This window comes from Plantibacter sp. VKM Ac-2885, assembly GCF_015351205.1.
Lineage (GTDB): Bacteria > Actinomycetota > Actinomycetes > Actinomycetales > Microbacteriaceae > Plantibacter > Plantibacter auratus.
The window spans coordinates 2,616,517-2,630,716 of the sequence record NZ_JADKSK010000001.1; the positions used below are offsets into that span (position 1 = coordinate 2,616,517).

The 14,200-nt window shown below is 70.2% G+C and carries 14 protein-coding genes; all 14 read right to left on the reverse strand.

From position 1 onward, the window contains the following. Positions 1 to 6: 6 nt before the first annotated feature. Positions 7 to 1,107: a prephenate dehydrogenase gene (locus tag ITJ66_RS12480; protein ID WP_194644721.1), complete on the reverse strand. Its 1,101-nt coding sequence runs from the start codon at positions 1,105 to 1,107 to the stop codon at positions 7 to 9. Beyond that, positions 1,104 to 1,925: a pseudouridine synthase gene (locus ITJ66_RS12485; protein WP_194644722.1), complete on the reverse strand. Its 822-nt coding sequence runs from the start codon at positions 1,923 to 1,925 to the stop codon at positions 1,104 to 1,106. The genes ITJ66_RS12480 and ITJ66_RS12485 overlap by 4 nt, the downstream gene beginning before the upstream one ends. Then, on the reverse strand, positions 1,891 to 2,526 hold the full coding sequence (gene scpB, locus ITJ66_RS12490; RefSeq protein ID WP_137241546.1) for an SMC-Scp complex subunit ScpB: 636 nt from the start codon (positions 2,524 to 2,526) through the stop codon (positions 1,891 to 1,893). Before scpB ends, ITJ66_RS12485 begins: the two co-directional genes overlap by 35 nt. Beyond that, positions 2,519 to 3,286: a ScpA family protein gene (locus ITJ66_RS12495; RefSeq protein WP_370582641.1), complete on the reverse strand. Its 768-nt coding sequence runs from the start codon at positions 3,284 to 3,286 to the stop codon at positions 2,519 to 2,521. Before ITJ66_RS12495 ends, scpB begins: the two co-directional genes overlap by 8 nt. 103 nt (positions 3,287 to 3,389) lie before the next feature. Next, positions 3,390 to 4,265, reverse strand: coding sequence for a ParA family protein (locus tag ITJ66_RS12500; RefSeq protein WP_071260744.1), 876 nt, complete (start codon positions 4,263 to 4,265; stop codon positions 3,390 to 3,392). Positions 4,266 to 4,350: 85 nt separating this feature from the next. Further along, a complete protein-coding gene (xerD, locus tag ITJ66_RS12505) occupies positions 4,351 to 5,286 on the reverse strand; it encodes a site-specific tyrosine recombinase XerD (protein ID WP_194644723.1) in 936 nt (311 codons plus the stop codon). 3 nt (positions 5,287 to 5,289) lie between these two features. After that, entirely contained in the window at positions 5,290 to 5,928 is a 639-nt protein-coding gene (locus ITJ66_RS12510; protein ID WP_137241543.1) for an NUDIX hydrolase, read from the reverse strand. Beyond that, positions 5,921 to 7,615: a CTP synthase gene (locus tag ITJ66_RS12515; RefSeq protein ID WP_199862395.1), complete on the reverse strand. Its 1,695-nt coding sequence runs from the start codon at positions 7,613 to 7,615 to the stop codon at positions 5,921 to 5,923. The genes ITJ66_RS12510 and ITJ66_RS12515 overlap by 8 nt, the downstream gene beginning before the upstream one ends. An 86-nt stretch (positions 7,616 to 7,701) precedes the next feature. Further along, positions 7,702 to 9,399 carry a DNA repair protein RecN gene (recN, locus tag ITJ66_RS12520; protein WP_192020088.1) on the reverse strand — a complete coding sequence of 566 codons (1,698 nt, stop codon included), beginning with the start codon at positions 9,397 to 9,399 and terminating at the stop codon, positions 7,702 to 7,704. Continuing rightward, on the reverse strand, positions 9,396 to 10,406 hold the full coding sequence (locus ITJ66_RS12525; protein ID WP_137241540.1) for an NAD kinase: 1,011 nt from the start codon (positions 10,404 to 10,406) through the stop codon (positions 9,396 to 9,398). Before ITJ66_RS12525 ends, recN begins: the two co-directional genes overlap by 4 nt. 4 nt (positions 10,407 to 10,410) lie before the next feature. Continuing rightward, a complete protein-coding gene (locus ITJ66_RS12530) occupies positions 10,411 to 11,262 on the reverse strand; it encodes a TlyA family RNA methyltransferase (RefSeq protein ID WP_086475421.1) in 852 nt (283 codons plus the stop codon). 3 nt (positions 11,263 to 11,265) lie between these two features. Next, the gene (locus ITJ66_RS12535; RefSeq protein WP_194644724.1) at positions 11,266 to 11,424 is read right to left on the reverse strand and encodes a hypothetical protein; all 159 of its coding nucleotides are present in this window, start codon (positions 11,422 to 11,424) and stop codon (positions 11,266 to 11,268) included. Between the two features lie 91 nt (positions 11,425 to 11,515). Further along, positions 11,516 to 12,592 (reverse strand): HAD-IIA family hydrolase, encoded by a 1,077-nt coding sequence (locus tag ITJ66_RS12540; protein WP_079002654.1) that lies wholly within the window; start codon positions 12,590 to 12,592, stop codon positions 11,516 to 11,518. Continuing rightward, a complete protein-coding gene (locus ITJ66_RS12545) occupies positions 12,522 to 13,715 on the reverse strand; it encodes a hypothetical protein (protein WP_228501595.1) in 1,194 nt (397 codons plus the stop codon). The genes ITJ66_RS12540 and ITJ66_RS12545 overlap by 71 nt, the downstream gene beginning before the upstream one ends. Between the last annotated feature and the right edge of the window lie 485 nt (positions 13,716 to 14,200).

The following is a 14,200-nucleotide window of genomic DNA, read 5'->3' on the forward strand; positions in this document are numbered from 1 at the left end:
GTCTTCCTATACTTCCGCGATGCGCCAGCCGCGCGACTCGAGGTCGTCGACGGTGCGCTGCTTCACCTCGGGGAGGACCTGGACCTCCGCGAGACCGATGTTCGCGCCGGGCGAGTGCTCCAGACGCAGGTCCTCGATGTTGACGCCGATCTCGCCCAACTCCGTGAACAGGGCGCCCAGCTGGCCGGGGCGGTCGTCGAGGAGGACGACGATGCTGGCGAACCGGCGGTTCTGGCCGTGCTTGCCCGGGAGCCGTGCGACGCCGGTGTTGCCGGCGGCGATCGTGTCCGCGATCGTGCGGCGAGCGCCCGGCACCTCCGGGTCCCGGAGTGCCGAGATGACCGACGCCAGGTCGGTGGACAGCTGCTCCAGCACCGGGAGGACCTCGGCGTGGTTGGCGCTGAGGATCTGGACCCAGAGCTCCGGTGCGCTCGAGGCGATGCGGACGGTGTCGCGCAGGCCCTGTCCCGCGAGCTGGATGGCGCCCTCCTCGGCGTCCTGCAGCTGGGCGGCCAGGAGGCTCGCGACGAGTTGCGGCGTGTGCGAGACGAGCGCGACGAAGCGGTCGTGTTCGTCGGGCGTCATCTCCATCGGGATGGTGCCGAGGTCGAGCACGAGGCCCTCCACCTGCGACAGCGCCCAGGCGGGTGTCTCGGCGTCGCGGCAGATCACCCAGGGGCGGCCGAGGAAGAGGTCGGCCCTGGCGGAGATCGCTCCCCCGCGCTCACGGCCGGCGAGCGGGTGGGACCCGATGTACCGGGTGAGGTCGACGCCGCGCTCGAGCAGTGCGCGGTACGGTTCGAGCTTCACACTCGCGACGTCGGTCACGACGGCGCGCGGGAACGCGGCGAGTTCGGCCTCGATGACGCGGGCGGTGACGTCCGGTGGGACGCAGATGACGACGACGGACGGGTCGTCGGTGGGTTCCGCTGCACGACCCGCGCCGTAGTCGATGGCGAGGCGCAACTGGCTGGGCGACGCGTCGTCGAGGATGATGTCGACGCCCTTGGCGCGCAGCGCGAGTCCGATGCTCGCGCCGAGGAGGCCGGCTCCGACGATGCGGACCGACCCCTGCACGCGCGCGGGCGCGGAACTCAGGTCGCTCATGCCGTCGGCTCCGACGCCTCCGCTGCCGTGCCGTCGGCCGCGCGGGCTTCAGGACCGTGAGCGCGGGCGATGGTCAGGATGGCGCCGAGTTCGTCCTTGCTGAGCTCGCGCAGCTGGCCGGATCCGAGGGTCCCGAGGTGCAGGGGGCCGAACTGACGGCGCACGAGGTCGACGACCGGGTGGCCGACGGCGTCGAGCATGCGACGGACGATGCGGTTCCGACCGGAGTGCAGCGTGAGCTCCACGAGGCTGAACCCGTCCTCGGTGCCGAGCAGGCGGGCCTTGTCGGCGGAGATCGGTCCGTCCTCGAGCTCGATGCCCGCGGTCAGCTTCGCGAGGACCTGCGGGGTCACCTTGCCGGTGACCTTCGCGATGTACGTCTTCTGCACACCGAACGACGGGTGCGCGAGCACGTGCGCGAGGCCGCCGTCGTTGGTGAGGATGAGCAGACCGCTCGTCTCGGCGTCGAGGCGGCCCACGTTGAAGAGTCGTTCCTCGTACTGCTCGGTGAAGCGGCGCAGGTCGGGGCGACCGCGGTCGTCCTTCAACGAGCTGTAGATGCCCACCGGCTTGTTGAGCATGAGGTAGCGCTTCGAGGCGTCGAGCTGGATGGCGCTGCCGTCGACGGACACGAGGTCGTGCTCCGGGTCGATCCGCGAGCCGAGCTCGGTGACGACGACGCCGTTCACCTCCACACGGCCGTCCTCGATGAGTTGCTCAGACACGCGCCTCGAGGCGACGCCGGCGTTCGCCAGCACCTTCTGCAAGCGGATGCCCTCTGATTCAGTGCTGGTCACTGTCGAATCCTTCCCGGCCATCGTCGAGCAACGGCGAGATCCGCGGCAGCTCCTCGATGGCGTTGATACCAAGTTGGGTGAGCAGGAGATCGGTGGTGCCGTAGTTGATGGCACCCGTCTCACTGTCGGTGAACATCTCCGTGATGAGTCCGCGCCCGAGGAGGGTGCGGACGACGGAGTCGACGTTGACGGCGCGGATCGAGGCGATCGCGCCGCGGCTGATCGGCTGCTTGTAGGCGATCACGGCCAGGGTCTCGAGCGCCGCCTGCGACAGCTTCGTCGGGTTCTGGGTCACGACGTAGTCGGTGACGAGCGCGTCGTAGTCGGCTCGGACGTAGATCCGCCAGCCGCCGCCGACCTCGCGGAGTTCGAACCCGCGTCGGACGCCACCGCGTTCGCCGTCGTAGTCGGCGACGAGTTCGGCGATGGCCCGTCGGACGGCGCCGACCGGGACGTGCACGGCGGCGGCGAGGTTCACGAGGCTCTGCGGTTCGTCGGCGACCATGAGGATCGCCTCGAGCGCCCTCGGGACGTCCGGTGCGGGCACCGGCGCGGGCTCGGCCGGCAGGCCCTGGGCGGCGTCCGTCGGCCGCTCGATCGACTCGGGTGTCGCGTCAGGCATCGTAATCGGCTCCCAGGTTGGCGAGGCTGTCGTCGTTCCAGGTCTCGGCGGTCCAGCGGAGCGTGAGCTCACCGAGCGGTTCGATCTGCTCGAAGGACAGCGCGGCGTGTCGGTACAGTTCGAGCACGGCGATGAAGCGCGCGATGACCACGCCCTTCAGCTCCGCACCGGCCACGAGCTCGCGGAAGGTGTGTGACCCGCCGCGGCGCAGGATGGCGACGACGTGCGCCGCCTGTTCCCGGATGCTCACGAGCGGTGCGTGCAGGTGGTCGAGGCCCACGGTCGGCACCTCGCGCGGCGTGAAGGCGAGCGTCGCGAGTGCGCCGAAGTCCTGCGCGGTCAGCGTCCAGACGAGTTCCGGGGTCTGCTGACGGTACTGCTCCTCCAGCCGGACCGCCCGGAAGTGGCGCGCCGCCTCCAGGTCGAGGCGCTCCGCGAACCACGCCGACGCCTGCTTGAACGCGCGGTACTGCAGCAGGCGGGCGAACAGCAGGTCGCGCGCCTCCAGCAGGGCGACGTCCTCCGCGTCGACGAGCTCACCCTGCGGCAGCAGCCCCGCGATCTTGAGGTCGAGCAGGGTGGCCGCGACGACGAGGAACTCGCTCGCCTGGTCGAGTTCGTCGTCGGCCTCGAGCGTGCGCAGGTAGGCGATGAACTCGTCGGTCACGCGGCTGAGCGAGACCTCGGTGATGTCGAGTTCGTGCTTGCCGATGAGGGTCAGCAGGAGGTCGAAGGGCCCTTCGAAACCGTCGAACGACACCCGGAACGACGGTGCCGGTGCGGGGTCGACGGTCGTCGCCTCATCGGAGCGCGAGCCGGTGTCGCCGGCCGGAGGGAGGACGGCCACGGGCGTCCGCGCGGGATCAGGCGATCGCGCCACGGGAGATGAGCTCTCTCGCGAGCTGACGGTAGGCCTTCGCGGCGGCGTGCTCCGGTGCGAACTCGGTGATCGGGGTTCCGGCGACGCTCGCGTCGGGGAACTTCACGGTCCGGCCGATGACCGTCTCGAGGACCTTCTCGCCGAACGCGTCGACGACGCGCTCGAGGACCTCACGCGAGTGCAGGGTCCGGGAGTCGTACATGGTGGCGAGGATGCCGTCGAGCTCGATCGCCGGGTTGAGGCGGTCGCGCACCTTGTCGATGGTCTCGATGAGCAGCGCGACACCGCGGAGCGCGAAGAACTCGCACTCGAGCGGGATGAGGACCCCGTGGCTGGCGGTGAGGGCGTTGACCGTGAGCAGGCCGAGCGAGGGCTGGCAGTCGATCAGGATGACGTCGTAGTCGTCGGACACCTTGCGGAGCACCCGGGCCAGGATCGTCTCGCGCGCGACCTCGTTGACGAGGTGGACCTCGGCGGCCGAGAGGTCGATGTTGGCCGGGAGCACGTCGAGACCCTCGATGGCGGTGTGCTGGATGACCTCGGCCGGGTCCTTCACGGTGCCGAGCAGCAGGTCGTAGACGGTGTTGGAGTCGTGGGTGGAGATGCCGAGACCGGCGGACAGCGCACCCTGCGGGTCGAAGTCGACGACGAGCACCCGGCGGCCGTATTCGGCCAGCGCGGCGGACAGACTGATGGTGGTCGTCGTCTTGCCGACGCCACCCTTCTGGTTGCAGAGCGAGATGATGCGTGCCGGACCGTGCTGCGCCAGTGTGGGCGGCACCGCGAACTCACGACGCGGGCGGCCGGTCGGGCCGTTCGGGTTCAGTTCGGCGGCGGTCTTGCGCGCAGAATCCTGCACTGCGCTCGTGTGCTTCGTACCGGCCACCGGTGTTGCCTCGCTCCCGCTTGCTGTCGTTCGAGTGACGAGTCTACCGGGCCACGGGTCAGGCCTGCGGTGCCGCTCCGCCCGTGGTCCATCTGGCCCGGGGATGGGACTGCGTGTACACGTCGCGGAGGTTGTCGACCGTCACCAGCGTGTACAGCTGGGTCGTCGCCACCGAGGAGTGACCGAGGAGTTCCTGCACGACGCGGACGTCGGCTCCACCCTGCAGCAGGTGCGTCGCGAAGGAGTGTCGGAGGGTGTGCGGCGAGACGTGCGATTCGAGTCCTGCGCGCTCGGCGGCGCGTTGGAGGACGAGCCACGCGCTCTGCCGGGACAGTCGCGCACCGCGCTGCCCGAGGAAGAGCGCCGGCGTGGACCGGCCGAGGCCGGAGAAGACCGGCCGGACGCGAACGAGGTAGCGGTCGACGGCGTCACGGGCGAAGCTGCCGAGCGGCACGATCCGCTGCTTGCCGCCCTTGCCGAGGAGCCGGACGATGTCGGTGTCGATGACGTCGTCGACGTTCAGGCCGACGGCCTCGGAGACGCGGGCCCCTGTCGCGTAAAGCAGTTCGAGGAGCGCCTTGTCGCGGACAGCGAGTAGGTCGTCGCCATCGGTCGTCTCGAGCAGCGCGCGGACCTGGTCGATCGTGATCGCCTTCGGGAGCCGCCCTGGGAGCTTCGGCGGGCGGACCTCGCGCGCGACGTCGACCTCGACGAGCTGTTCGTCGAGCAGGAACCGGTGGAGGCCGCGGATCGACGACAGCACCCTGGCGAGCGAGGACGCGCGCACCGGCTGCCCCTCGGGTGTCCGGAGCGACGCCGTGTACTCCGACACGTGCGCGGCGGTGACGGCCGGTGCCTCGACGACGCCGCGCGCGCCGAGCCAGGCGAGGTAGCCCTCGAGATCCCTTCGGTAGGCGGCCTGCGTGTTGGCCGACAGGCCGCGCTCGATCGCGATGTGTCGCAGGTAGTCGGCGACCGCGCGATCGAGCGCCACGCCTCAGGCTCCGCCCGGCCCGATCGTGGAGTCGCCGCTGTCGCGCAGCGTCGACCACCCGCGATCGCGAGCCGCGGCGGCCGTGAGGACGCCGAGCATCAGGATCGAGTTGTGGAGCCGGCCGTCGAGCACCGCAGCCACGGCATCGTCGAGGGGCACCCACTCCACGAGGATGTCCGCCTCCTCCTCAGCACGGGCGAAGGCCTCGGCTGTCGCGGTGAGGTCGCGCGCGAGGTAGATGCGGATCGACTCGTTGCTACCTCCGGGCGTCGTGTAGAACTCCGTCAGCAGCTGGAGCGAACCGGCGACGAGGTCGGCCTCCTCCTCCAGCTCGCGACCCGCGGCCACGGCCGGATCCTCCCCCGCGATGTCGAGCAGGCCGGCCGGCAGCTCCCAGTCGCGCTCGCCGATCGGGTGACGGTACTGCTGGATGAGCAGGACGCGCTCGTCGGCGTCGAGCGCCAACACCGCGACCGCACCGGTGTGGTCGACGAACTCGCGCACGACCTCACCGTCGCCGTAGCGGAACGTCTCCCGCCGGATGTCCCAGACCTTGCCCGCGAACGCGCGCTCGGAGGACACCACCTCGACGGGGTGCGACTCGTCGCGCAACGACGCGGCGTCGCCGACCGACTCAACCATTGGCGACGTCGAACAGACGGCTCGCCTGCTGACGCTCGAGCGAAGCACCGACGAGACCGGCGAACAGCGGGTGCGCGTGGTTCGGGCGCGACCGCAGCTCGGGGTGCGCCTGCGTCGCGACGTAGAACGGGTGCACCTCGCGCGGCAGCTCGACGTACTCGACGAGCGTGCCGTCGGGCGACAGGCCGGAGAACTGGAGGCCGGCGTCCGCGATCTGCTGGCGGTAGCCGTTGTTCACCTCGTAGCGGTGACGGTGACGCTCGGACACCTCGTCCGCACCGTACAGCTCGGCGACGATCGAGCCCTCGTCGAGCTTCGCCGCGTACAGGCCGAGGCGCATCGTGCCGCCGAGGTCGCCGCCGGCGATGATCTCGACCTGCTCGGCCATCGTCGCGATGACGGGGAACTGCGTGTCGGGGTCGAACTCTGAGGAGCTGGCACCCTCGAGCCCGACGACGTTCCTCGCGTACTCGATGACCATGCACTGCAGGCCGAGGCAGAGGCCGAGCACCGGGATGCCGTTCTCGCGGGCGAACTTCAGGGCGCCGAGCTTGCCCTCGATGCCGCGGATGCCGAAGCCACCGGGGACGCAGATGCCGTCGACGTCGGCGAGCGCCTTGATCGCTCCCTCGACGGTCTCGCAGTCGTCGGACGGGATCCAACGGATGCTGACCTTGGTGTCGTGGGCGAAGCCGCCGGCCTTGAGCGCCTCGGTCACCGACAGGTAGGCGTCGGGCAGGTCGATGTACTTGCCGACGAGACCGATGGTGACGGCGTGCTTCGGGTGGTGGACGGCCTCGAGGAGGTCGGCCCAGCCGCTCCAGTCGACCTCGTTGGTGACGAGACCCAGGCGGTCGGCGATGTACGCGTCGAGGCCCTGGTCGTTCAGCATGGTGGGGATGTCGTAGATGCTCGGGACGTCGACCGCGTTCACGACCGCGTCCTCGTCGACGTCGCACATGAGCGCGATCTTGCGCTTGTTGCTCTCGGTCACCGGACGGTCGCTGCGGAGCACGAGTGCGTCGGGCTGGATGCCGATGGACCGGAGGGCCGCGACCGAGTGCTGCGTCGGCTTCGTCTTCTGCTCACCGGAGGCGCCCATGTACGGCACGAGCGAGACGTGGACGAAGAACACGTTGTTCCGGCCGAGCTCGTGGCGGATCTGACGAGCCGACTCGATGAACGGCTGCGACTCGATGTCGCCGACCGTGCCACCGATCTCGGTGATGATCACGTCGGGCTGGGGCGTCTCGGACGCCTGCAGGCGCATGCGGCGCTTGATCTCGTCCGTGATGTGCGGGATCACCTGCACGGTGTCGCCGAGGTACTCGCCGCGACGCTCCTTGGCGATCACGGTCGAGTAGATCTGACCCGTCGTCACGTTCGCGGCCTGGCTCAGCTCGATGTCGAGGAACCGCTCGTAGTGGCCGATGTCGAGGTCGGTCTCGGCGCCGTCGTCGGTCACGAAGACCTCGCCGTGCTGGAACGGGTTCATCGTGCCCGGGTCGACGTTGAGGTAGGGGTCGAGCTTCTGCATGACCACCCGGAGCCCGCGCGCCGTCAGCAGGTTGCCGAGGCTGGCTGCGGTGAGCCCCTTGCCCAACGAAGAAACGACACCACCAGTCACGAAGATGTGCTTGGTCGTGCCGTTGGAGCCCGAGACGATGCCGTCGGTCGGAGAGTTCAGGTTGCCCGCTTCAGAAGTATTCACCACGGGCTTTTATCCTACCATCCAGTTCGGGTTCATGTGTCGCTTCCTTGGCGTTCTCGTCGTCAGGAGGCTGCGAGGGCGAGCAGTTCGCGGGCGTGGGCGAGGCCGCTGTCGGACTCCGCGAGCCCGGAGAGCAGCCGCGCCATCTCCGCCTCCCGCTCGGCGCCGACGAGCTGGCGCACGCTCGATGCGGTCACCGAACCGTCGCCGCCCTTGACCACGCTCAGATGGTTGTTGGCGAAGGCCGCGACCTGCGCGAGGTGGGTGACGACGATCACCTGCGAGCGCTCGGCGAGGGCTGCGAGGCGACGCCCGATCTCGATCGCCGCGGCTCCGCCGACGCCGGCGTCGACCTCGTCGAACACGAAGGTGGGCACGGGGTCCGCGCCGGCGATGACGACCTCGAGGGCGAGCATCACACGGGACAGCTCTCCGCCCGAGGCGCCCTTGCCGAGCGGTCGGGGCTCGGCACCGGCGTGCGGCCGGAGGAGGAAGGCGATCACGTCCTTGCCGTGCAGCGTGAGGTCGTCGCGATCGGACACCTCGACGACGAGCTCAGCCTCGGCCATCGCGAGCGAGCGCAGTTCCGCGCTCGCGGCTGCGCCGAGTCGAGCGGCGGCTTCGACCCGGACGGCGCTCAACGTCGCGGCAGCGGCGTCGACCTCCCCGGAGAGTCGTTCGACGTCGCCCTCGAGCTGGGTGATGCGGTCGGAGTCGCCGTCGAGTTCCATCAGGCGTGTGCTGCCCGTCTCGAGCAGGTGCAGGACGTCCTCAGCGGTCGGCCCGTACTTCCTGGCGAGCGTCGCAAGAGTGGCGCGGCGTTCCTGGACGACCTCGAGTTCGCGAGCGCCGTCCTCGTCGAGTCCGGCGAGGTAGCTCGAGAGCTCGGCGGCGATCTCCGCGGCCAGGTAGCTCGCGTTGGCCACACTCGCGGCGATCGCGCCGAGGGCGGGATCGTGCACCGAGGCCCGGTCGAGCTGCCGCCGCGCGCCTTCGAGTAGTCCGACGACGTCGCTCTCCTCGCCGGCCTCGGCCGAGACGAGTTCTCGGGCGCCGGCAGCCGAGAGGCGGAGCTCTTCGAGGTTCGTCAGTCGATCGGCGCGCTCGGCGAGCTCGGCGTCCTCGCCGGGCTGCGGGTCGGCCTGCTCGATCTCGGCCAGCGCGACGCGCAGCTGCTCGGCCTCGAGGAGTCGCGTGTCGCGCTCGTTCGTCAGGGTCTCGAGTTCCGTCCGCAGCTCCAGGAGCTCCGTGTAGCGCCGCTGGTAGTCACCGAGGGCCAGTTGGAGCGGTTCACCGGCGAAGCGGTCGAGGGCGTCCCGCTGGGCCGGCGCGGCCCGCAGACGGATCTGATCGGACTGCCCGTGCACGACGACGAGCTGCTCGCCGAGTTCGGAGAGGATACCGATGGGCGCCGTCCGGCCACCGACGATCGCGCGGCCGCGGCCCTCGGCGGTCACGATCCGGCCGAGCAGCAGCTCTGCCGCATCACCCGCGGGATCGAGGTCTCCCCCGGCCTCGCGGACGCGCTCGGCGACCGAGCCGTCGCCCGGCACCAACCAGCGTCCCTGGACACTCGTCTGCTTCTGGCCCGCTCGCACGACGCCGCTGTCCGACCGCTGACCGAGGAGCAGCCCGAGGGCGGTGACCACCATCGTCTTGCCTGCGCCGGTCTCACCCGTCACGGCGGTGAAACCGGGTCCGAGTGGGAGCGTCCCGGACGCGATGACGCCGAGGTCGCGGATCTCGATCTCCTCGATCATGCGGTGCCCTCCTGATCGCTGTGGTGTCGGGTGGCCGTGGAGGCCGGGAGGTGGATCGTGCCGGTCATCGGCTCCTCGCGTCCGACGGGGCCGCGCCAACCGGTGACCGGCAGCCGGAACTTGTTGACGAGTCGATCGGTGAAGGTGCTCTCGTGGAGGCGCGCGAGGCGGACCGGCACCGAGGAGCGTCTGACGACCACCCGGGCGCCCGGCTGGAGGTCCTTGGCCCGGCGGCCGTCGCACCAGAGCACGCCGAGGCCGTCGGTGCGTTCCAGCACCTCGACGGCGAGGGACGACTCCGGACCGACCACGAGCGGCTTCGCGAACAGGGCGTGCGCGCTGAGCGGGACGAGGGTGATGGCCTCCACCGACGGCCACACGACCGGCCCGCCCGCGGAGAAGTTGTAGGCGGTGGAGCCGGTCGGCGTCGAGATGACCACCCCGTCGCACCCGAAGGAGGAGAGCGGACGCTGATCGACCTCGATCACGACCTCGAGCATCCGTTCCCGGCTCGCCTTCTCGACCGTGGCCTCGTTGAGCGCCCACGTCTCGTAGACGACCTCCGCGCCGACCTTGACCCGGACGGAGAGCGTCATGCGCTCCTCGACGAAGTAGTCGCGACGTACGACGCGTTCGACCGTCTCGGCGAGGTCGTCGCGCTCGCTCTCGGCGAGGAAGCCGATGTGGCCGAGGTTCACCCCGAGCAGCGGCGCCGCCGATCCTCGCGTGACCTCGGCCGCGCGCAGGATCGTGCCGTCGCCGCCGAGGACGATCGCCAGTTCGATATCGCCGAGGGAGACCTCCTCGTCGAGGATGGAGACGACGTCGAGCTCCGGGTCGACGGCGATGAGATCGGCCCGCTCCAGCGCGCTGAGGACCGGACGGACGCCCGCTTCCAGGAGCAGCCTGGAGACGAGCACGGCGGCGTCGCGCGAGTCGTCGCGGCCGGTGTGCGCGACGATCAGGATGTTCCTCGCCGCGACCGCAGGATCGGAGGAATGTGCCATCGGGTTACGCTCCAGCCATCGAGGTGATCTGCTGCATCCATTCTGTCGGATTGGTTCCGTGCTCCGCCGATATCCACACCACGTACTCGCGGTTGCCGTGGGTGCCGACGATCGGCGACGGGATGAGCCCGGCCGTCCCGAGACCGAGGTCCCAGGCCGCCCACAGGACGCCTGCGACGGCGTCGGCACGGAGCGCGGGATCGGTGACGACGCCCTCACGGACGCCACCACGACCGACCTCGAACTGCGGTTTGACGAGCAGGACGAGTTCCGCCGGTGACGCGACGACCGAGACGAGTGCCGGGAGCACCTGCGTGAGGGAGATGAACGAGAGGTCGCCGACCACGAGCGACGGACGCTCGTCCAGACCGGTGAGGTCGCTGAGCTGCTCCGGCGTCAGGAAGCGGACGTTGCACCCCTCGACGACCCGCACCCGCTCGTCGTCTCGGAGCTGCGGCACGAGCTGGTCGTGCCCGACGTCGAGGGCGATCACCCGACGCGCTCCACGCTCGAGCAGGACCTGGGTGAATCCGCCGGTGGAGGCGCCGGCGTCGAGGACGAGTGCGTCGTCGACGACGACCGGGAAGGCGTCCAGGGCGGCGAGCAACTTGTGGGCGGCGCGACTCACGTAGTGGTCGGCGCCGGCGACGACGACCCGAGCATCCGGGTGGACCCGGTGGGAGGCCTTCACGATCGTGCGGTCGTCGACGCTCACGAGCCCGTCGGCGATGAGCTGGGCCGCATGGGTCCTGGAGCGGGCGAGTCCGCGCGCGGCGAGGGCGGCGTCGAGGCGGGCGGGCTGCGCGGCGCCGTCCGGCGAATCGGCTGCAGCAGGCGGTTCGGGTGTGTTCTCCATGCGCTACGCCGAGGTCTTCGGCGAGTCGCTCCCCTCGAGCGTCGCGCGCAGTTCGTCGACGAGCTGGCTGTACGCGGCGGCCCGCTCCTCGAGCGGCTGCTCTTCGATGAGGTGGACGCGGGACACGAGGCCGTCGGTCGGGTGCTCCGGTTCGTTCGTCACAGGGCAACCCTACCGGCCGCCACCGTCCCCGCCGCCGGGAACCGCTGAGGGCGAACACCCGTGGTGAACCGCGCCTCCCGAGGGGTGGGCATCACTCCGCGTACAGGTGCTCCGGGACGTTGAGCCCGTAGATGGCACGGCCGGACGCCCAGATCGCGGCGCACGCGGCGCGCAACAGGTCGATCCGGGAGGGGCCGTCGGACTCCACCACGACGTCGTTCCCACGGATCCGCACCGTGGCCGCACCGACCGTCGCCGCCTTGCCGTCGCGCGACATGGTGGTGGCCGGATACGGCTCGTGCAGCTGCCGCAGGTCCTCGAGGATGAAGGTCGGCCGGGAGTGCTGGTCGGCCGCGAGGACGTGCTTGGCTCGATCGATGCCGGTCAGGACGAGGGCTGACGCGATCCCGGCGCGGTTCGCGCCGAGGATGTCGGTGTCGAGTCGGTCTCCGATGAAGAGCGGCTTCGATGCGCCGAAACGCACCTTCGCCTCGTCGAAGATCGGTACCTCCGGCTTCCCGGCGACGGTCGCCAGACGGCCGACCGCCGTGTGGACGGCCGACACCAGCGTGCCGTTTCCCGGAGCGATCCCACGAGCCTGCGGAATGGTCCAGTCCGTGTTCGTCGCGACCCACGGCAGCTCGGAACCGTCGGCGGTCGGCGTCTGCAGTGCGAACGCCGCTTCGGCCAGCTGTGACCAGCCGACCTCGGGAGCGAAGCCCTGGATCACCGCAGCCGGCGAGTCCTCAGCGGAGCGGGTGACGACGAAGCCACCCTTCTCGACCTCGTCGACGAGCCCGGCACCACCGACCACCAGGATCGTGGACCCGGCGGGCACCAGGCCGGCCAGGAGCCGGACCGCGGCCTGTGGGCTCGTGACGACCTCTGCCGGCGCGACACTGAGGCCGAGGTCGGTCAGGTGCTGCGCGACGGAGGCGTCCGTCCGGGAGGCGTTGTTCGTGATGTATCCAACGCGAACGTGTTCAGCCGCCAGGTTCAGCGACTCCACTGCGTGCGGGATCGGGTTCGGGCCGGCGTAGACCACGCCGTCCAGATCCGCGAGGACCACGTCGACGCCGTCGAGCGGGGTCACGGGCTTAGGCCTTCTCGTCAGCAGCGGACTCACCGGACGGCTCCTCCCCGGGCTGATCGTCGGATTCAGGGGCATCAGCGGTGGGCGACTCGGGTTCGTCGTCGAACTCGAGGAACTCCTCCACGACCACCATCGTCTCGCCCTCGTCGTCCGCAGCGGACTGCTCGAGCGCCTCGGAGGCGATCATCGCACGGTCGTGCCAGACGGCCGCCTCCTCCTCACGGCCGAGGACCTCGAGGGTCTCGGCGTACGCGTTGAACAGCGCCGGGCTGTAGGAGAACGCACGCTTCGGGTCGAGCTGCGGGATCTGGAGCTCGAGCAGCGCGTCCTCGGTCTGCCCGAGGTCGAGCCGGGCACCCGACATCGCGATCGCGAGGGCGACGCGGACCGGTAGGTCGAGGGTCGAGCGATCGACGGACCGTCCGAGTTCCAAGGCACGCTCCGGTCGGCCGACGCCGCGTTCACTGTCGACCATGAGCGGCAGCTGGTCGTCCTTGCCGGAGATACGGCGATAGGTGCGCAGCTCGCGAAGCGCGAGGGCGTAGTCGCCGGTCTCGTACGCGGTGATGGCGAGGGTCTCGCGGACCATCGCGATCCGGCCGGCCCGACGGGCGGCGGACATCGCGTGGAGGTGGGCCAACGCAGGATCGCTGTCGATCAGTCGCGCCGCCATCGCCAGGTGCTGGGCGACGCCGTCGGCGTTCTCCTTGCTCAGGGTCTTCAGCTCGTTCCGCGCACCCTTGTCGAGGTCCTGTGGCGTGACGTCGTCGGGGATCTCCGGGTCGTCGTGGCGCGGACGGATCGACTTGAGCTCGAACGCGATGCGCTCTTCCTCGGTCAGCTCGCGCTCGCGTCGGAACGCGTCTCGGTCGCCGCGGGCCGGAGCGCCATCGCGCGTCCACAGCTCGCGTCCACCGCTCTCGCGCCCGCGGTCGGGACGGCCACCACGCTCAGAGGAGTGTCCACGGTCGGTCCGGTTTCCGCGGTCCGGACGATCGCCGGACGACGGACGGTCGCCGCTCCGCGCAGGACGGTCGGACCGCTGGGGACGGTCCCCCGACGCCGGGCGGTCCCGCTGCCAGGCGGGACGGTCCGAACGCTGCGGACGGTCGCCGGACGCCGGACGATCTTTCTGCCAAGCCGGGCGGTCCGACCGCTGCGGTCGATCACCGGATGACGGACGGTCACCACTGCGCACGGGACGGTCCGAGCGCTGCGGACGGTCCCCGGACGCCGGGCGATCTTTCTGCCAAGCAGGACGATCCGAACGCTGCGGACGATCCCCCGATGACGGACGGTCACCACTCCGTGCTGGACGGTCGGAACGCTGCGGACGATCCGTGCGTGGACGATCACTCCGGGGCGCATCGGACCGCTGCGGGCGGTCGGTGCCGCGAGCACGATCATCGCGCCGTGGAGCACCACCGTTCCCACGGTTGTCACCGGAAGATCTCGGAGGACGTCGCTCACCCTTGTCGGGCTGGTCTGCTGACTGGTCACTCACGATGATCTCCACGGTGCTCGGACGCCGTCACCCGGCGTCAACCTACTGTTGAATTCTTGTCCCACGGTACCCGTGAAACGACGACTTCACGCACAAAGCGTGTTAACGCAAAATGGCCACCCAAGAACCTTGGGTGGCCATTTCAACGAAGAAGTCCGGCGGTGTCCTACTCTCCCACA

What these genes read in the sequence shown, in the direction of transcription:
- recN (WP_192020088.1), bottom strand. Translation starts at nt 9,399, where the DNA reads ATGATCGAGGAGATCGAGATCCGCGACCTCGGCGTCATCGCGTCCGGG.
- scpB (WP_137241546.1), bottom strand. Translation starts at nt 2,526, where the DNA reads ATGCCTGACGCGACACCCGAGTCGATCGAGCGGCCGACGGACGCCGCC.
- ITJ66_RS12480 (WP_194644721.1), bottom strand. Translation starts at nt 1,107, where the DNA reads ATGAGCGACCTGAGTTCCGCGCCCGCGCGCGTGCAGGGGTCGGTCCGC.
- ITJ66_RS12485 (WP_194644722.1), bottom strand. Translation starts at nt 1,925, where the DNA reads ATGGCCGGGAAGGATTCGACAGTGACCAGCACTGAATCAGAGGGCATC.
- ITJ66_RS12530 (WP_086475421.1), bottom strand. Translation starts at nt 11,262, where the DNA reads ATGGAGAACACACCCGAACCGCCTGCTGCAGCCGATTCGCCGGACGGC.
- ITJ66_RS12525 (WP_137241540.1), bottom strand. Translation starts at nt 10,406, where the DNA reads ATGGCACATTCCTCCGATCCTGCGGTCGCGGCGAGGAACATCCTGATC.
- ITJ66_RS12510 (WP_137241543.1), bottom strand. Translation starts at nt 5,928, where the DNA reads ATGGTTGAGTCGGTCGGCGACGCCGCGTCGTTGCGCGACGAGTCGCAC.
- ITJ66_RS12540 (WP_079002654.1), bottom strand. Translation starts at nt 12,592, where the DNA reads ATGCCCCTGAATCCGACGATCAGCCCGGGGAGGAGCCGTCCGGTGAGT.